This window comes from Cupriavidus sp. SK-3 (genome assembly GCF_000611145.1).
In the GTDB taxonomy this organism is placed as follows: domain Bacteria; phylum Pseudomonadota; class Gammaproteobacteria; order Burkholderiales; family Burkholderiaceae; genus Cupriavidus.
Genome location: NZ_JFJV02000018.1, coordinates 55,985 through 73,245 on the forward strand (window position 1 = coordinate 55,985; position 17,261 = coordinate 73,245).

General features: G+C 64.3%; 19 protein-coding genes and 2 tRNA genes. 12 read left to right on the forward strand and 9 right to left on the reverse strand.

From position 1 onward, the window contains the following. Positions 1–9: 9 nt before the first annotated feature. From rph to CF70_RS01505, 3 genes are all read right to left on the reverse strand, one after another. Positions 10–729: a ribonuclease PH gene (rph, locus tag CF70_RS01495; protein ID WP_035859456.1), complete on the reverse strand. Its 720-nt coding sequence runs from the start codon at positions 727–729 to the stop codon at positions 10–12. Positions 730–902: 173 nt separating this feature from the next. Further along, positions 903–1,817, reverse strand: a complete 915-nt coding sequence (locus tag CF70_RS01500) for a PP2C family protein-serine/threonine phosphatase (RefSeq protein WP_035859458.1) — start codon at positions 1,815–1,817, stop codon at positions 903–905. A gap of 168 nt (positions 1,818–1,985) precedes the next feature. Further along, positions 1,986–3,038, reverse strand: coding sequence for a serine/threonine protein kinase (locus tag CF70_RS01505; protein WP_035859459.1), 1,053 nt, complete (start codon positions 3,036–3,038; stop codon positions 1,986–1,988). A 178-nt stretch (positions 3,039–3,216) separates the two neighbouring features. Here CF70_RS01505 and CF70_RS01510 point away from each other — a divergent pair, with 178 nt between their 5' ends. The 4 genes from CF70_RS01510 to CF70_RS01525 all read left to right on the forward strand — a co-directional run bounded on the left by CF70_RS01510 (position 3,217) and on the right by CF70_RS01525 (position 7,781). Continuing rightward, entirely contained in the window at positions 3,217–4,158 is a 942-nt protein-coding gene (locus CF70_RS01510; RefSeq protein WP_035859460.1) for a YicC/YloC family endoribonuclease, read from the forward strand. Between the two features lie 5 nt (positions 4,159–4,163). Continuing rightward, entirely contained in the window at positions 4,164–4,817 is a 654-nt protein-coding gene (gene gmk / locus CF70_RS01515) for a guanylate kinase (protein ID WP_035859461.1), read from the forward strand. 84 nt (positions 4,818–4,901) lie between these two features. Next, positions 4,902–5,105: a DNA-directed RNA polymerase subunit omega gene (gene rpoZ, locus CF70_RS01520; RefSeq protein ID WP_006578656.1), complete on the forward strand. Its 204-nt coding sequence runs from the start codon at positions 4,902–4,904 to the stop codon at positions 5,103–5,105. Positions 5,106–5,363: 258 nt separating this feature from the next. Continuing rightward, complete coding sequence (locus tag CF70_RS01525; protein ID WP_035859518.1) at positions 5,364–7,781, forward strand: RelA/SpoT family protein; 2,418 nt, start codon at positions 5,364–5,366, stop codon at positions 7,779–7,781. Positions 7,782–7,802: 21 nt separating this feature from the next. Here CF70_RS01525 and greB read toward each other — a convergent pair whose 3' ends face one another. After that, positions 7,803–8,399: a transcription elongation factor GreB gene (gene greB / locus CF70_RS01530; protein WP_035859462.1), complete on the reverse strand. Its 597-nt coding sequence runs from the start codon at positions 8,397–8,399 to the stop codon at positions 7,803–7,805. Positions 8,400–8,530: 131 nt separating this feature from the next. Between greB and CF70_RS01535 the strand changes: the two genes are divergently transcribed. The 5 genes from CF70_RS01535 to CF70_RS01555 all read left to right on the forward strand — a co-directional run bounded on the left by CF70_RS01535 (position 8,531) and on the right by CF70_RS01555 (position 10,850). Next, positions 8,531–8,607: transfer RNA gene (locus tag CF70_RS01535), tRNA-Arg, on the forward strand. A gap of 262 nt (positions 8,608–8,869) precedes the next feature. Beyond that, complete coding sequence (locus CF70_RS01540; protein ID WP_035859463.1) at positions 8,870–9,706, forward strand: DUF1266 domain-containing protein; 837 nt, start codon at positions 8,870–8,872, stop codon at positions 9,704–9,706. Between the two features lie 101 nt (positions 9,707–9,807). After that, positions 9,808–10,089: a hypothetical protein gene (locus CF70_RS01545; RefSeq protein WP_035859464.1), complete on the forward strand. Its 282-nt coding sequence runs from the start codon at positions 9,808–9,810 to the stop codon at positions 10,087–10,089. Between the two features lie 271 nt (positions 10,090–10,360). Beyond that, a complete protein-coding gene (locus CF70_RS01550; RefSeq protein ID WP_035859520.1) occupies positions 10,361–10,600 on the forward strand; it encodes a hypothetical protein in 240 nt (79 codons plus the stop codon). A gap of 174 nt (positions 10,601–10,774) precedes the next feature. Then, positions 10,775–10,850 (forward strand) — tRNA-Met (locus tag CF70_RS01555). Between the two features lie 145 nt (positions 10,851–10,995). Here the strand turns inward: CF70_RS01555 and CF70_RS34395 are convergent. Beyond that, positions 10,996–11,433, reverse strand: a complete 438-nt coding sequence (locus CF70_RS34395) for a hypothetical protein (RefSeq protein WP_051647959.1) — start codon at positions 11,431–11,433, stop codon at positions 10,996–10,998. 123 nt (positions 11,434–11,556) lie between these two features. Beyond that, positions 11,557–11,844 (reverse strand): hypothetical protein, encoded by a 288-nt coding sequence (locus CF70_RS01565; RefSeq protein WP_035859465.1) that lies wholly within the window; start codon positions 11,842–11,844, stop codon positions 11,557–11,559. Between the two features lie 266 nt (positions 11,845–12,110). On the opposite strand from CF70_RS01565, the gene CF70_RS01570 reads away from it, so the two are divergent. Continuing rightward, positions 12,111–12,794: a Fe2+-dependent dioxygenase gene (locus CF70_RS01570; RefSeq protein WP_035859466.1), complete on the forward strand. Its 684-nt coding sequence runs from the start codon at positions 12,111–12,113 to the stop codon at positions 12,792–12,794. A 178-nt stretch (positions 12,795–12,972) separates the two neighbouring features. Here CF70_RS01570 and CF70_RS01575 read toward each other — a convergent pair whose 3' ends face one another. Then, positions 12,973–13,278, reverse strand: a complete 306-nt coding sequence (locus CF70_RS01575; protein WP_035859467.1) for a hypothetical protein — start codon at positions 13,276–13,278, stop codon at positions 12,973–12,975. A gap of 247 nt (positions 13,279–13,525) precedes the next feature. Here CF70_RS01575 and CF70_RS01580 point away from each other — a divergent pair, with 247 nt between their 5' ends. Further along, positions 13,526–13,837 carry a hypothetical protein gene (locus CF70_RS01580; protein ID WP_035859468.1) on the forward strand — a complete coding sequence of 104 codons (312 nt, stop codon included), beginning with the start codon at positions 13,526–13,528 and terminating at the stop codon, positions 13,835–13,837. 175 nt (positions 13,838–14,012) lie between these two features. Continuing rightward, positions 14,013–14,915: a lipid A hydroxylase LpxO gene (gene lpxO / locus CF70_RS01585; RefSeq protein WP_035859469.1), complete on the forward strand. Its 903-nt coding sequence runs from the start codon at positions 14,013–14,015 to the stop codon at positions 14,913–14,915. Between the two features lie 93 nt (positions 14,916–15,008). Here lpxO and CF70_RS01590 read toward each other — a convergent pair whose 3' ends face one another. Beyond that, entirely contained in the window at positions 15,009–16,439 is a 1,431-nt protein-coding gene (locus tag CF70_RS01590) for a sensor domain-containing diguanylate cyclase (RefSeq protein ID WP_051647970.1), read from the reverse strand. Between the two features lie 247 nt (positions 16,440–16,686). Then, positions 16,687–17,100, reverse strand: a complete 414-nt coding sequence (locus tag CF70_RS01595; protein WP_035859471.1) for a hypothetical protein — start codon at positions 17,098–17,100, stop codon at positions 16,687–16,689. Positions 17,101–17,261: the final 161 nt, after the last annotated feature.

Genomic DNA, 17,261 nt, shown 5'->3' on the forward strand with positions numbered 1-17,261 from the left:
TTCACCGTATCAGGCCAGGCCGAGCGCGCGGCGCTGGTGCGCCACCAGTTCGGCGATGCCCTGCTCGGCAATACGGGTCATCGCATCGAGGTCGGTGCGGCTGAACGGCACGCCTTCGGCCGTGCCTTGCACTTCGACGAAGCCGCCGCTGCCGGTCATCACCACGTTCATGTCGGTGTCGCAGTTGCTGTCTTCGGCATAGTCCAGGTCGAGCACAGCCACACCGTCCACCATGCCTACCGAGACCGCGGCGACGAAATCGCGGATCGGGCTGGTCTTGAGCTGGCCGTCCCGCAGCATGGCGGAAATGGCGTCATGGGCGGCCACGAAGGCGCCGGTGATGGCTGCGGTGCGGGTGCCACCGTCGGCCTGAAGCACGTCGCAGTCCAGGTGGATGGTGTATTCGCCCAGCGCGGACAGGTCGAACACCGAGCGCATGGCGCGGCCGATCAGGCGCTGGATTTCCTGGGTGCGCCCAGTCTGCTTGCCGCGGGCGGCTTCACGGTCGGAGCGCGTATGGGTGGCGCGCGGCAGCATGCCGTACTCGGCGGTGACCCAGCCTTCGCCACTGCCCTTCTTGTGTGGCGGCACCTTGGCCAGCACGCTGGCGGTGCACAGCACCTTGGTATCGCCAAAGGCACTCAGGACAGAGCCTTCGGCGTGGCGGGTGTAGTGTCGGGTCAGGGTGATAGGGCGCAGCGCATCGGCTGCGCGTCCGCTCGGTCGCATGTGTGGGTTTTCTCGGGAATCGGTTCAGGACACGGATTTTAACGCCGCGGGGCTGCGCGTGCCCGTCCGGCTTCGATTCGGCCCTCGGCGAACCGCAAATTCCCGCGCCATTGCGGCGCGGGCGGTACTTCTTTCCGGCATGGGCGGCAGGTTTCGCAGGCCGCCCGGAACGCTTAACGCATGAAGTTGCTCGTCTTGTCGATCGCCGCGCGGATCTCGGCGATGGAGCGTTCGATTTCCTCCTCTGACAGCAGGTCGGTGTCGCCGCCGTTGTTCTCGAGGATGGAGGTGGTGAAGGTGTTGAGCGGCAGGGTCTCGGTGGCGACCGAGTCCTCGTTGGAAAGGTGTGCGTCGAGTTCCCACATCATGGCAATCGCGGTGGTATTGTCGGCGCCGTCGCCCGCATTGTGCAGCGCTTGTTCGATCAGGTCGGGGATGGCGTGCACCACCGACAGGTGGGTCACTTTGTCAACCAGGAGCTGTTCTTCGATGCTGCCCCAGAGCCCGTCCGAGCATAGCAGCGCGACGTCGCCGGGCTCCAGCCGCAGCGGGCCGCCGATGTCGATCAGCGGCAGGTTGGGGGAGCCGAGGCAGTTGTACAGCTTGTTGCGCTCGGGGTGGTTTGCCACCTGCATCGGCAGCACGCGTTCCTGCTGCAGCAGGTTTTCGATCTTGGAGTGGTCGCGCGTGCGGGTCAGGAGGGCGCCCTTGCGCACCAGGTACAGCCGCGAGTCGCCGGCGTGGGCCCAGTGGATCTGGCCATTCTGGACCAGGCAGCAGACCACGGTCGTGCGGGGGACATCGGCCAGCCGGTTGGCTTCGGCATAGCGGTGGATTTCCCGGTGAGCCAGCATGATGGTGTCCTGCAGGAAATCGGCAGGATTGCGGATCGAGGGCCGGGCCTGGGCCTGGAACTGGCGCGCCAGGGTCTGCAAGGCTTGCTGCGCGGCGACTTCGCCTAAAGCGTGGCCGCCCAGGCCATCGGCCAGGACCATCAACAGGGCATCCCGCGTGAAGCAATAGCCCATGCGGTCCTGGTTGATGCGGCGGCCGCCTTTTCTGCTTTCCTGGTAGACGGAGAATCGCATGGTGGCTGTAGGGAAATCAGTTTTCGGGAGACGGCGGCGCCGCTTTTGTGCCCGATTGGCGCTGGGTGCGGCAGGGCAGCGGGGCGACGGCTCCCATGATGGTAGGGGATGGCGGAGCAGGCCGGAGCGCGGAGCACGCGCCAGGCGCGGATAGATGTTTTTTGTGCATCATTCGCCGCCTGTGCCGGCCTCTTTGGCATGGATGCCCGCGGCGGGTTCTTCGCGCTTGCGCAGCAGGGTGAGGAACCGGCTGGCAAGGGGGCGCTCGGCGGCCGCGGAGGTGGCCGGTGCGGCCGCCTGTTCGCCCAGCGCATTGGTCTGTTCGCGCAACTCCTTCTGCAGCCGGAACACGCTCTGCGGCCGTTCGGACGGCGTCAGGCGCAGGCACCATTCGACCAGGTCCACCAGGCCATTGGTGTAGCTGGTGCGCAGCCGGTTGATGGAGTCCGCCATGCGATCGTCTTTTTCGCGCTGGTTCGCCTCCTGCGGCGGCATGCCGGCCATGCAGGCATAGAGCGTGGCCCCGAGGCTGTAGATGTCGGTCCACGGCCCCAGTTCGGAGTGCTTGCCGTAGAGTTCGGGCGCGGCAAAGCCTGGCGTGTACATGGGCTGGAAACGCGACGCTTCCATCGTCAGGATCTGGCGCGCAGCGCCGAAATCCAGCAGGATGGGCGACTCGTCCTCGCGCAGATAGATGTTGCCAGGCTTGATATCGAGGTGCAGCAGCTTGTGGATATGCACTTCGCGCAGGCCGCTCATGAGGTCGTGGAAGACCTTGCGGATGAAGTGTTCGCGCAATACCTTGGCGCGGCCTTGCTGGCGGGCGTGCAGGATGTGTTCCTGCAGCGTCTTGCCCAGCTCGTAGTTCATCACCATGTAGACGGTGGAATTCTCGCGGAAGAAATTCACCACGCGCACCACACTGGGATGGGAAATGCGGGCCAGCGAGCGGCCTTCCTCGAAGAAATACTTGAGCCCCAGGCGGAATGAAGCGGCGCTTTCCTCCGGCACCACGGGGATCAGTTCGCCGGGTTTGCGGCGAGCCAGGGACGACGGGAGGTACTCCTTGATCGCAACGGGAGAGCCGGTCTCGTCGGTGGCAAGGTAGACGAAACTGAACCCCCCGCTGGCCAACTTCTTTACAATACGGTAGTTGGACAGCAGCGTGCCGATGGGCAGCGGTGCGCTCTTCGGAGGTGATGCGCCCTTGGACTCTGTCATAGGATTCGGGACCTTGATTGCCTCCGGATTGTCCTGACTAATCGGTGACTTGTAAAGAACACAATAGCGGCCATTTTTGGCTCTCTTTTCGGCGTTCGGCCGGCGCGGATGCAGGGCTGCCAGCGCCCCGCGCCGTCTGAACGCATGCGGCCGGATGGCCATTTCGCGAGACTACTCAATGATTCACAGCATGACCGGCTACGGCCTGGCGACCCGCCAGGCGCCGCTGACCGACGCGCATGGCGTGCCCACCGGCAGGACGGCTTCCGTCTCGGTGGAGTTCCGCACCGTCAACTCGCGCTTCCTCGACCTGTTTTTCCGGGCTCCCGAAGAGTGCCGCGCCTTCGAGCCGGCCCTGCGGGAAATGCTCATGGCGAAGCTGTCGCGCGGCAAGCTGGAGTGCCGCATCAACCTGCAGCGCGCAGATGCCGGTGCCGGCGGCACCACGCTGGCGCTCAACGACGCCCTGCTGGCGCAGATCCGCTCGATCGAAACCACCGTGGCCGCCACCTTTTCCGAGGCTGGCTCGCTGCGCATGGGCGAGATCCTGCGCTGGCCGGGTGTGCTGGTCGAGCCCGAACTGTCGCAGGACGCGTTGCGCGAGGCGGTGACGGGTGCGGCCAAGGAAGCGCTGGCCCAGTTGCTCGAAGCGCGCCGCCGCGAAGGCGATGCGCTCAAGGCCACGCTGGACGAACGGATCGAGGCCATGCTGGCCATCGTCGAGCGCCTGACGCCGACGATCCCGCAACTGATCGCCTGCCAGCAGGAAAAGCTGACTGAGCGCCTGCAGGAGGCGTTCAACCTGGTGGCATCGAACGGCATGCCATCGATGAGCCGCGATGAAATCGGCGAGCGCATCCGCCAGGAAGCCACGGTCTACGGCATCCGTATCGACATCGCCGAAGAGCTGTCGCGCCTGCAGGCGCACCTGAACGAAACCCGCCATATCCTCAAGAAGGGCGGACAGGTCGGCAAGCGGCTCGATTTCATGATGCAGGAGCTCAATCGCGAAGCCAACACGCTGGGCTCCAAGGCCGCAGCCAAGGAGCTGGCCGATGCCGCCATGGAACTCAAGCTGCTGATCGAGCAGATGCGAGAACAGATTCAGAACCTAGAATAATCATCATGAGTGAAACGTCGTCCCACGTCGCAATCGATACCGCCTATCCCGGCAACCTGTTCATGGTGGTGGCGCCCTCCGGCGCCGGCAAGTCCACGCTGGTCAACGCGCTACTGGCGCAGGACCAGGCCATCCGCCTGTCTATCTCGCACACCACGCGCGCGCCGCGGCCGGGCGAGCAGGATGGCCGCGAATACCACTTCACCACGGTGGACGCCTTCCGCGCCGCGCGCGATCGCGGCGAATTTCTCGAGTGGGCCGAGGTGCACGGCAATTACTACGCCACTTCCCGGGTCTGGATCGAGCAGCAGATGGCCCAGGGCAACGATGTGCTGCTGGAAATCGACTGGCAGGGCGCGCAGCAGGTGCACCAGCGCTTTTCCAACGCCATGGAGATCTTCATCCTGCCGCCGTCGCTGCAAGCGCTGGAAGATCGCCTGAACAAGCGCGGCCAGGACGAGCCCAACGTGATCACGCGCCGCCTGCTGGCGGCCGGCAGCGAAATGGCCCACGCTTCCGAGTCGGACTATGTCATCATCAACGAGGTTTTCGAGCAGGCGCTCGAACAACTGCGCAGCGTGATACGTGCTACCCGTCTGCGTTTTTCGTCGCAAAAGGCGCGTCACGCCGACCTCTTCATCGAGCTCGGTATTCACTGATCCGGAGCGCGGCGGGAACGTTTCTTGCCGCGTGCTGTAAAATAGCCGGCATCGCATAAGGTTTTGTCCCGAGGTGGATTTGATATGGCGCGTATTACCGTCGAAGATTGTCTGAAACACATCCCGAATCGTTTCGAGCTCGCGCTCGCGGCGACCTACCGGGCCCGTCAGCTGGTGCAGGGCCACACCCCCAAGGTCGAGGCCAAGGACAAGCCCACCGTGGTGGCGCTGCGCGAGATCGCTTCGGGCCAGGTCGGCATCGAGATGCTCAAGAAGGTACCGACCTGATTTTCGGGCGGCGGTGGCCAGTCCTCGCAACGCGTACCTTTGCATTGAGACTCTGCTAACGTACCGGTTCGCGTACTTGCTTAACCAGCCAGATTTCGGAAAGCCGCCCACATGTCTTCCTCCCAGCCTTCCTCTCCTGTCGCGACGGCCAGCCCCACGGCGACGCCGGCGCGCCCGCGCGGAGAAGCGCCTGGTGACGGGGGGGGCGAAGCAGTGCCTCCCGTTCAGCGCAAGCGCGCCGGGCCCGGTCAGTCGACCGTGACGGCGCGTACGGGCGCTCCCAATCTTCCCGATCCGCTCGGCAACGATGTTGTCGGGGAACGTGCCGTCGCGCCCGCGATGGGCGCGGGCAAAAGCAGGGCCGTGCAGGCCGCCGCCGAAAGTGAGCTGAGCGGAGCCCCGGTGGCAGCCGGCCCGGGCGACGCGCTGTTTATCGACGCCGTGCTGGCGCAGTCCTACCGTCACTTCTTCGGGCCGACCTCGCAGCCGGCGGTGCCGCCGCGCCAGCAGGTGATCTCGATCACCAGGCTGATGGAAAAGCTGGCCTACCTCAAGCCGGCCGACCAGGCGCACGTGCGCGAGGCCTTCCAGTTCTCGGACGAGGCCCACCTCGGTCAGTACCGCCAGAGCGGCGAGCCTTACATCACGCATCCGGTAGCGGTGGCGGAACTGTGCGCCGACTGGAAGCTCGATGTGCAATCCATCATGGCGGCGCTGCTGCACGACGTGATGGAAGACCAGGGCATCACCAAGAGCGAGCTGGCGGAAAAATTCGGTCCCAAGGTGTCGGAGCTGGTCGATGGCCTGACCAAGCTGGACAAGCTCGAATTCCAGAGCCGCGAGCAGGCGCAGGCAGAGAGTTTCCGCAAGATGCTGCTGGCGATGGCGCGCGACGTGCGGGTGATCCTGGTCAAGCTGGCCGACCGCACCCACAACATGCGCACGCTCGATTTCGTGCCGCCGGAAAAGCGGCGCCGGATCGCGCTCGAAACGATGGAGATCTACGCGCCGATCGCCCATCGGCTCGGTCTCAACACCACCTACCGCGAACTGCAGGAGCTGTCCTTCAAGGTCGGCTCGCCGTTCCGCTACGCCACGCTGGAAAAAGCGGTCAAGGCCGCCCGGGGCAACCGGCGAGAGGTGGTCAGGCGCATCCTCGAGACCGCGCAGAAGGCGCTGGGGGATGCCGGCATCGTGGCCGAGCTGTCGGGGCGTGAGAAGACGCTCTACAGCATCTACCGCAAGATGCACGACAAGCAGCTGTCGTTCTCGCAGGTGCTCGACGTATACGGGTTCCGCGTCGTGGTGGAAACCCAGATGCACTGCTATATGGCGATGGGTGCGCTGCACGGGCTGTACAAGCCCATGCCCGGCAAGTTCAAGGACTACATCGCCATTCCGAAGATCAACGGCTACCAGTCCCTGCACACCACGCTGGTGGGCCCGTTCGGCACGCCGGTGGAATTCCAGATCCGCACCCGCGACATGCACCAGATCGCGGAAGCCGGCGTGGCCGCGCACTGGATGTACAAGCACCAGGCCGACCAGGCCAACGATATCCAGCAGCAGGCCCACCAGTGGCTGCAGTCGCTGCTCGATATCCAGAGCCAGACCGGCGATTCGCAGGAATTCCTCGAGCACGTCAAGATCGACCTGTTCCCGGACGCGGTCTATGTGTTCACGCCCAAGGGGCATATCCGCGCGCTGCCGCGCGGCGCCACCGCACTCGATTTCGCGTATGCCGTGCACAGCGATCTCGGCAACCAGTGCGTGGCGGTCAAGATCAACAACGAGCTGCTGCCGCTGCGCACCGAGCTCAAGAGCGGCGACATCGTCGAGGTGGTGACGGCGCCGTACTCCAAGCCGAATCCGGCCTGGCTGGCCTTTGTGCGCACCGGCAAGGCGCGCGCGGCCATCCGCCACTATCTCAAGACCACGCGGCTCGACGAAGCCATCCAGCTTGGCGAACGCCTGCTGGAGCAGTCGGCGCGCCAGCTCGGGATCGAGCTGAAGGCACTGCCGCAGTCGGTGTGGGATCGCATGGTGCAGTGGACCGGCAACAAGCACAAGGAAGACATCTTCGCCGACCTGGCACTGGGGCGGCGCGTGCCCGCCGTGGTGGCCAAGCGCATGGAGATCCTGCTGCAAGAGTTGTCCGGCGACGTCGACAGCGCGCTGCTGGCGGCCGTGCAGACCTTCGCCGGCGAAGAAGCGCCAGCGGTGCCGATCACCGGCGACGAAGGCATGTCGATCATCTTCTCGGCATGCTGCCGCCCGATTCCCGGCGATTCCATCGTCGGCTACCTGGGCAAGGGCGAGGGCTTGCAGATCCACGTGCAGGACTGCAAGGTGGCCAAGCGCCTGCACAGCAAGGATCCTGAGCACTGGATCGACGTGATGTGGGCGCGCAAGACCACGCGCGCCTTCGATGTGTCGATCAAGGTGATGGTGCGCAACGTCAAGGGTATCGTCGCCCGCGTCGCGGCCGACCTGACCTCCGCCGACGCCAACGTCGCGCACGTGTCGATGGAGCAGCAGGAGGGGGGCCAGCAGGAGGCCACCTACATGCAGTTCATCATCCAGGTGCAGAACCGCCTGCATCTCGCCAATGTGATGCGGGCGCTCAGGCGCAACCCCGACGTCATCCGCATCTTCCGCGACCGCAACGACGGCTGACCGTCGGCCGGCGCGTCCGGCTCAGTGCTCTCCCGTTTGCGCGGCGGTGCTCTGCTCCGCCTGCTTTTCGGGATAGCGAACCTCCAGGATATCGATCTGCTCGACTCCGGCCGGCGTGCGCAGCGGCACGGTATCGCCTTCGCGCGCCTTGAGCAGCGCGCGTGCGATCGGCGAAATCCAGCTCACATGGTTGCTGTCCAGGTCGACCTCGTCGGTGCCGACGATCGTGACAGTGGTTTCCTCGCCAGCCTGGCTGGCGTAGGTGACGGTGGCGCCGAAAAAGATCTGGTCGTTGTCGCCCTGCAGGGAAGGGTCCACCACCTCGGCTTTTTCCAGGCGCTTGGTCAGGAAGCGGATGCGTCGATCGATCTCGCGCAGGCGCTTCTTGCCGTAGTGATAGTCGCCGTTCTCGGAGCGGTCGCCGTTGGACGCCGCCCACGAAACGATCTGGACCACCTCCGGGCGCGCCACGTCGATCAGATGCATCAGTTCATCGCGCAAGCGTTGGTAGCCTTGGGCGGAGATATAGTTCTTGGTGCCAGGCGGCAGCGGCGTGGCGCCTTCGGGAAGGTCGTCATCCTCGTCGCCGGAAGACTCTTTGACAAATGCCTTGTTCATGGTTGGAATCACATCTGCGGGGCTGTCATTATAGGAAGTAGGAAGGCGCGCGCGGCCAGAAGAAAAAGCAAAAAAATGTGCGTAGGGGGTTCACAAACGCTGAAAGTTCGCTATAATCTCTTTTCTCGAGTGCGGCTGTAGCTCAGTTGGATAGAGTACTTGGCTACGAACCAAGGGGTCGTGGGTTCGAATCCTGCCAGCCGCACCACCGATTAAAAGGGCTTCCAGAAATGGAAGCCCTTTTTCATTTCGGATCCCGTTCATTCTACGGCGTTCTGTCCGTGCCCACGACGCGTGTGCATGACGGGCGCGCGAGCGATTGAGATTCCTCTCATCGTGCGCAGCTCTTCCCGCCGCTAGTCTTTGTTCCGGCGCGCATCACATGCGCTTCTGTAGCCGGATCGCTCTCGTGCTGGTTGTTCCCGATCTGCCATGCCGAGCGATCGCACTCTCCCTTGGGGAATCCTGCGATGCGACCTCTGCCATGGTTTGTCTCCGCTGTGCTGCTCGCACTGCTGGCCGATGCGGCGCGCCGCCGGCGCTTGCCGCCGGTATCGTTGCCGCCTGATGCGCGCGGCGAGCTGGACCTGCGCGGCGGCACTTGCGCCGTGGTGCTCGATGGTAGCGCAATGCCCACCTCCGGTGGCCGCGAGCGCTGCCTGCTGGTGAGTCTTTTGCATGACGAGCGCTTCACCTTGAATGCCCGCACACTGGCCACCGGCGCCGATCCGCGCACGCAGGCGGACTTGCTGGCGAACGCCTGGCATATCCATACGGCCGGCGAAGCGCGAGGCACGCTGGCGTGGTTGCTGGAGGAGGGGCATCGCGCACTGTACCCGCAGGTTTGCCGGATCCTGTTTGCGGTGCCGCGTGCGGCCCGCGAGCGCGAGATCGTGCTGCTCGATGAATTGTTTGATCCGGTGCGCCTCGCGCTCTGCGTTGACAACCTCGAGCGCGCCATGCCGGATCTCAGGGCGGGCCGCGTGGTTGGTTCGCGGGTCGATCTCGCGCGTGGCGTGCTGGCCTGGGACATGAGCCGCGCGATCCATGTCGCGCGGGCGGCCTACGATTGCGGCATGCAGACCGAGGCGCAGGCCTGGGCGGTGATCGAGCGCGCGGCGTCCCAGGTCTTCACGCAACTCGAGTCCTGGGAGGAGGTTGCGGTGAGCTATCTGCTGGGCCGCGCGATGTGGGGCGGACCCGGCGCCGGCCTCTTGCGGCAGTTGTCGTTCGCTCGCCTTTGTCTTGATGACTCGGCCAGTCCCTGGCGCGCTGCGCCTTATCGTGCTGCGGCCTGTGGCGCGTAGGCGCGTGCCGTCTTGCGAGCCGCGTGCCGGCGGGCTAGGCTGGTTCAGGTGCGCGCATGACTCATCGAGTCGTGCTTGCCGTGGACAACCCAGGAGATCTCATGAGCAACGCGGACTGGCGGGTGGAGGCTTATCGGGGCATGGACGTCTATGTCCTGGTTTCATCGCCGCGGGCGGGTGGCGTCGCGGCGCTGGGCGAAGTTGCTCAGTGGGGATACGAAGTCAGGGTCTGCCAGGAGGGTGCGGACCCGTCCGACGCCGGCGATACGGAGCGCTTGTCGAGCGGTGCCACGCATTTTGCTACCCGGCATGCTGCCGAAGTGGCGGCCTTTGGCGCGGCCTACCAGCTCGTCGACAAGCTGGTGGGGCCCAGGGGGGATTAGCCGCCCGTCCGTTTGTCGCGGGCTTGCCGCGGGCGGAAATACGGCTCGCGGCGCTCCGTCGTGGGTGGGGGGTGCGTACGGCACATGCTGCGTGCCGCCCTCCGGGATGCCCTCGGGTAGCTATTGCGAAATGCACAACATCGCATATCATGCCGTGATATGCATTCTTCATTCATCTTTGATCGCGATCACGGCGACGATTGTCCTCCCGGCCTACCCTGATGCTGAAGCGCGCAGCCTGTCAGGCGCGCAAGCAGCAAGGGGGTACATCATGTTGGAGTTCAATGGCTACAAGATCGTTTACGAGGTCCTGTCCCTGCCCAGGGGTAAATGGGCAATCATTGTCGAGGTCATTCGCAAGAAGGATGGCGAGATCATTGAGAAGCGCCACAACCCGTTTCCGCACCAGTCCTTCGAAACCAAGCTCGAAGCGCTGGACCAGGTCAACCGGTACCTGAAGAGCACGCTGGAGTCCGAGGGTGAGGGGCCGCGTGCGGCGCGGCGCGCCTGATGGGAGCGCATGGGCCTGCGATCCGGGTTGCGGTGTACCTGCGCTGCGGCGCAGGCCATCCAACGCGGAGAGGGTGGGCTACAGTGCTACAGTGCCTGGAAGCGTTTTTTTCACGATGACGTCACAAAGCGATTGCAATGCGCGGCGCGATCCACCATAATCCGGCCTCTCGGACGCGGGGTGGAGCAGTTGGCAGCTCGTCGGGCTCATAACCCGAAGGTCGCAGGTTCAAGTCCTGCCCCCGCAACCAAAGACCTTTTTCCGGTCTTGCCTCCCGGCCGTCCTGGCCAAGTTCTGCAAACTCCTACGATCGAAATCCGCATTGCCCGGGGCTATTTGCGCCGAACCGCGCTGGTCGCACCATCGCACTGCAGACGCAGTTCGCCAATGCGCTCTCAATGCCGCCCACGACCACCTCCGCTCCGGCCGCTGCCGCGTTGCCCGGAGGTTCCCCAGCCGCCATGTCCTCCCCAGCGGCCATGGGCACCCCAGCCGCCGTGGTAATAGGGTCGTCCCATGCCGGAACGATAGGGATAGCCATACGGATAGCCGCCGTAGTATCGCCAGCCTCCGCGGTAGACCGGGCCTCGATAGCCGTAGCCGTAATAGAAGGAGGCGCCGTAGGACCCGCCATAGAGCGGCAGCGGATAGCCGTAGTTGTAGCCGTATCCATAGCCGTACGCGCCAGCCGGATAGACCACGCCGCCATCATAGAACCCATAGGGATCGTAAGGGTTGTAGGAAGCGTAGCCGGCGTCATAGGGGTAGCCCACGCATGCGCCAACCGACAGCAGTGATACTGCGAACAGCAGGCGAAGCATGGCGCGGGGCATGATGCGTTGAGTCCGGCAATGGATCGCATCCGGCGGTTGCCGGACGATACCAATTAGAGATCGTGATCCGCCGGGAGGTTCATTGCCCCGCGAGCGCGCACGCGGGCCGCCCCCGCTTGAATCTCAGGCTGGCATCCGGGCCAGCTCGGCGGCGCGTGCAAAGGTGTCGCGCACCTGTGGCTGACCCTCGCGGGCCGCGGACTCGGCGCGCGCGGTCAGCCGCTCGATCAGCACACTCAGGTTATTGCCCGCGGGCGTGGTCTTGCTGGCGCCGCACTGGTCGACGGCCTCGCGCACGATCTGGCTGAGTTCCTGGCCGACATCGGCACCATCGAAGGCACTGATCGACAGGGCGGAAATCTGCTCAAGGTAAAGGTTGACCAACGCTTCGTCATGTACCGGTTCGGGCATTTCCGTCTCCTGGGCAGAGTGGCTGGATGCATTTCATTGTAGTGGGCGGCATGCGCGGCGGCTGTCGGCACCCGGCTGAGCGCATCGGTTTCGTGCACGCCGGTTGACTTGCGTCAGGTCAATCCATCGGGAAATGGTAATGATTCCTATTTGTGTGACGAGTGGCTTTCTCTTACAATCGGCGCTCCCCGGGGCGCCATCAGGCTGCTGGCTCAACTGGCCTGCAGGTGCCGCCCGCTAACCGCCTTGCCGAGGTAATCGAAATCATGATGCTGCAAATCCCCGATGTGCTGACACAGGCTCAGGTAGCCCAATGCCGCGCGTGGATGGACGCGGCGGAATGGACTGACGGCAACGCCACTTCCGGCCATCAATCGGCGCTGGCGAAGCGCAACCTGCAATTGCCGGAAGGCTCGCCTGTGGCGCGCCAGGTCGGCGACCTGATCCAGGATGCGCTGGGGGCCAACCCGCTGTTCATTTCGGCCGCGCTGCCGCTCAAGGTCTACCCGCCCTTGTTTAATCGCTACGAGGGTGGGCACGCATTCGATAATCACATCGACAACGCCATCCGCCACCTGCGCGGCACCAGCTTCCGCATTCGCAGCGACCTGTCGGCCACGCTGTTCCTGACGGCGCCGGAGGAATACGACGGCGGTGAACTGGTGGTGGAGGACACCTACGGCCAACAGCGCGTAAAGCTGCCGGCGGGACATATGGTGCTGTATCCCGCCACCAGCCTGCATCACGTCAGCCCGGTCACGCGCGGCGCGCGCGTGTCGTCATTTTTCTGGATTCAGAGCATGGTGCGCGACGAAGGCCAGCGTTCGGTCCTGTTTGATCTCGATACGCAGATCCAGCGGGTAGGCCAGGCGCTTGGGCAAAAAGAGCCGGCCGTGGTGGGGCTTACCGGTGTCTATCACAACCTGCTGCGGCGCTGGGCCGACGCCTGAGGGCGGCGTAGCGATCCGCTGCGAGACGGGATCAGGCGGTTGCCGCAATAGCGGCTGGCAGTGAGGGGAACGGGAGGGAGATGGGGGAAGCGAGGCGTCATGAACCGCTGGGGCCGGCGCCTCTCGTCACCGGCCTCGATCGGCCGGCGCGTGATGGTGCAATGAGGTTGCAACGCGTCTAATGACGATCGCGATCCCAGTGTTGCCGGGGCAAGGGAACGGCGACGCGTCGTCGCGCGGGTTTGAGCGCGCGCTGCATGGGCCAGAAAACGTACGTGGTATGCGGGTCCATCGGCTTGCCGAAATAGGACACCCACACCTGCACGCCCTGTTCGGTTTCGGCAACGATTGCGGCCACTGCGCGGGCCGCGACTGCGGGAGATTTGAGCAAGGTGGCCAGCGCTTCCACGCCTTGGACCACGTGGTGCTTGACACCACCGAACCATGCGTACTGACGCATGGCCGACAACAAACGCTTGGTCATGAACGCTACTGTTTAGTTAGTGATGGGAATGAGACCGGAGCTTACACGCTTTGTTCAGTCTTAAATGATGCGTCCTATCTATCGATTACCCTGAGTCATCGGCTCTGGCAACCTGGATCTGGCAACCGCGCGCGGCGTATCGTATCTGTTGTTGTTCGCTTGAGGTCGATCGTCCGCCGCATTGACAACGCGATGGACGAGGGTTAGCGTCATCGTCAGGAACATCCGATCCGCTGGGAGCTTGCCGATGACCGAAGACATGCTCATGCAACTGATGGTCGAAGTCGAGAAGGAGGACCCGATCGACTATGCCGACCTGCCCTTCGACGATGCGACGTTGCGCGCGTTGGTATGCCATCTGGTAGCGCAGCGTTCCAGCGCGATGGAATCGGCGGGCATGCCGGTGGATGCGCTGCTGGCCACCATGTGGGCCTCCACCGCCAAGCTGGTGCTGGAGAATATGGTGCTCAACGCGCGGTTGCTGACGCTGCAGGGCTTGCCGGATGACGCCAATGCGCTGATCGAGCGCATCGCCCGGCAATCGCGTGGCACGCCTTGAACCGGACCGGCCGGTTTCCCATCCGTCTCATGTGATGAATTGGTGTGTGGCGCATCAATCTCATTGAGCGCGGCGCCCGCCATTTCGATAAACTACGGGTTTTCGCCCCCCGACACCGTCCTGTTGCCGCGTATGCAACTGCGCGGTGCTGTTGACATGGAATGGAGGATTTCGGGTGATCAAGTGGATAATCGTCGCGACGTACCTGGGAGCGATCCTGTACGTGCATTTTCGCGGCAAGGTGAGGCTGCGCATCTGGCGCCAGTTGCTGGATCATTCGGCGCTGGTGGCGCCGGTCAACTGCTTCATGTATGTTTTTTCGGGCGTGCCGCGCACGCCCTACATCCCCGTCGAGCGCTTTCCGGAACTCGAGAAGATCCGTGCCGCCTGGCCGGAGATCCGCGATGAGGGCCTGGCCCTGGCCGCCATGCGCAAGATCAAGGCCGCCGACAAGAACGATGACGCGGGTTTCAACTCGTTTTTCAAATACGGCTGGAAGCGTTTCTACCTGAAGTGGTATGAAGCCCGCCATCCTTCGGCCGAGGTTCTGTGCCCGCGCACTGTCGAGCTGCTGCGCGGCCTGCCGAGCGTGAAGGCGGCGATGTTTGCCGAACTGCCCCCCGGCGGCAAGCTGAACCCGCACCGCGACCCGTTCGCGGGTTCGCTGCGTTACCACCTGGGTCTGGCCACGCCTAACGACGACCGCTGCTTTATCGAGGTCGATGGCGAGCGCCATAGCTGGCGCGACGGGGAAGGCGTGGTGTTCGACGAGACCTACCTGCACTGGGCGGAGAACAAGAGCGACAGCAACCGGCTGATCCTGTTCTGCGATATCGAGCGTCCGATGCGCTTCGGCTGGGCCGGCAAGGTCAACCGCTGGCTGGGCCGCAAGGTCATGACCGCGGCGAGCTCGCCCAACGAGGAATCCGACCAGACCGGCGTGATCAATCGCCTGTTCCGTGTTGTCTGGCTGGGCGGGCAGTATCGCCGCCGCTTCAAGGCATGGAGCCGGCCGGCGTACTACGTGGTGAAGTTCGGCCTGATCGCCGCGGGCGTGGCGTTGATCGTGTACCTGTAACGCGAGCTTCAAACGCAGTGCGGTCCCTGGCGGACCGCGGCGCGCAAAAACAGAAAGGGCCGGCTGATGCCGGCCCTTTCTGTTTGCGGTGCGCTATCGGCGGCGGCGTTCGCGCTCGTCGTCGAGCGCTTCGTAATGGGCGCGCTTGGCCTGGTACATGCGCGAGTCGGCCAGCTTGACGGTGTCGCTCAGGCGATCGCCGGCACTGCAGCTTGCCGTGCCGATCGACAGGCTTAGCGCGGTGCCCGGATAGAACTGGTTGTTGAGCTCGACCACCTGATGGATCTGCTCGACCACCGTGACCGCGCCGCGTTCGTCGCGCGCCGGCAGCAATATCATGAATTCATCGCCTCCCACCCGGGCCACGCAAGCCTGCTCGCCAACGGCCTTCTTCAGCGCCTCGCCGGTACGGCGCAGCAAGGCATCTCCGTCGCCGTGGCCGAGCTGGTCGTTGACCTGCTTCAGCCCGTTGAGGTCCACCGCGATCACGCTGACCGGCCACGGGCCCTTACGGCCCAGCCGCGCGAGTTCGTCCTCGTAGTACGCGCGGTTGTAGAGCTTGGTCAGCACGTCGTGCTTGCCCAGGAACTCGACATAGGCCTCAGCCTTCTTGCGCGCGGTGATATCGGTCAGGGAGACCAGCACCTGGTCCCAGTCCGCCTCGTGGCCGGGAAAGACCGACCACTGCATGAACACATCCACCGGCCGGCCATCCAGCGCGTAGTTGATCACCTCGCGCTGCTGCCAGAGTTTTTCGTTCCAGAGGTCGATCAGTTGCTCGGCGAACTGGATGCGCATATTGTCGCGGAACACATCGCCCAGGCGCGACAGCAGTTCCCGCTTGGACGACGCGCTGAACATCAGCAGGGTTTGCTGGTTGACGTCGAGTACGCGGATCTCCTGCATGCAGCGCGAAATAAAATCCGGGTGCACGTTGAGGAAAGTGCGGAAATCCGTGATGCCCGCGCCGCGCACTTCGTCCAGCAGCAGCTTGACCGCGCTGAAATCCTCGACCCATAGCGAGACCGGCGAATGCTCGAACAAGCCCATCGCGTATTGCTCGCTGCGGCGCAGCTCGTGCTCGGTGGCGACGCGCGCGGTGATGTCCTCGATCGACAGCAGCACGCGTTCCCAGGTCGCCTCGTGGCCGGGCATGACCGTTGCCTCCAGCCGGATGTCCAGCCGCTTGCCTTCCAGCGTGTAGTTGACGGTTTGGCTGGAAAAACGCAACCCGCCGTCCCAGAGCTGGGCGAGCTCCTCGACGTGCTGGTCGAACATATCGTCGCGAAAGACGGTATCCAGATTGCTGACGAGATCGGAAAGGTCCGAGGCGCGAAAGAGGTCGAGTGTGCGCTGATTCACATCCAGCACCCGGATCCGTGCCGAACAACGGGCGACTTCCTGCGGATGGGTGCGCAGGTAGCTGCGCAGGTCGCTGACGCCCTGCGCGCGCAGGATCTGGAAGTACTCGCGCACCGCGCTGAAGTCTTCAAGCCACAGCGAGACCGGCGCGAGCTGGAACATGGTTTTGTATTCGGCGTCGATACGCGACGTCGCAGTCGTGGCTACCAATCTCTATTCTCCCTTTCCCGATAAGCGCGCCAGCCGGGCCGGAGCGCAGGCGGCACGGCTGATCGGGTCATCCGGATTCTGCCGGGAAGGCTGCCGCCATGCTCGCTACGGGCGATAGCATATGGCAGCAGAGGAAGAAATGGGTGGTGTGTGGTGTAAAAACACGCCTGGCGGGTTGCCGCAGGCGCTGGCCCGCCGCTCAGGCAGGGCGAGAAAGCTCGGCAATACGCGCGGGCGCGTGCCCGTGCGGCGATTTTTCTTGCTCGGCAATCAGTTGCAGCGTGGCCGCCTGCAGCAGCGAGCCGGCGGTCAGGTGGGCGGCCAGCGTGCGCAGCTCGTTGAGCTTGCCGCCGGCTGCGGTTTGGGCGTAAGTCATGTCGGTGACTGTCTGGACAGGAACATGGCCGATGGTATCGGCAAGCAAGGTATGTCCGCTTTGTCCTTGATCATGCTTCGTGTGTCCGGTGCCGTCCTTGGCGTCATGGCCAGCCTTGGTCTCGCGGATGTCCGCGCGCGGGGCCGGGCGATGCGCCTGGTCGGCGCGGCGAGCCGTGCAAAGGCGCAAGGCGGAACCCACGGTCTCGACGGCAAGGGGGAGGGAGGGGTGAGGCATGCAGTTCTCCTTGTGAGCGTGGACTGCCGGTTTCGGCAATGTCCGCAAGGATGCCGGCAGCCCCCCGAGGGTGCCTAGGGGGCTGCGATGAACGGCGCGATGGGAGGCGTGAATGGAGGCGCCGGGCGACGGATGCTGCGCTCCAGGCCGCTTTGCCCGGC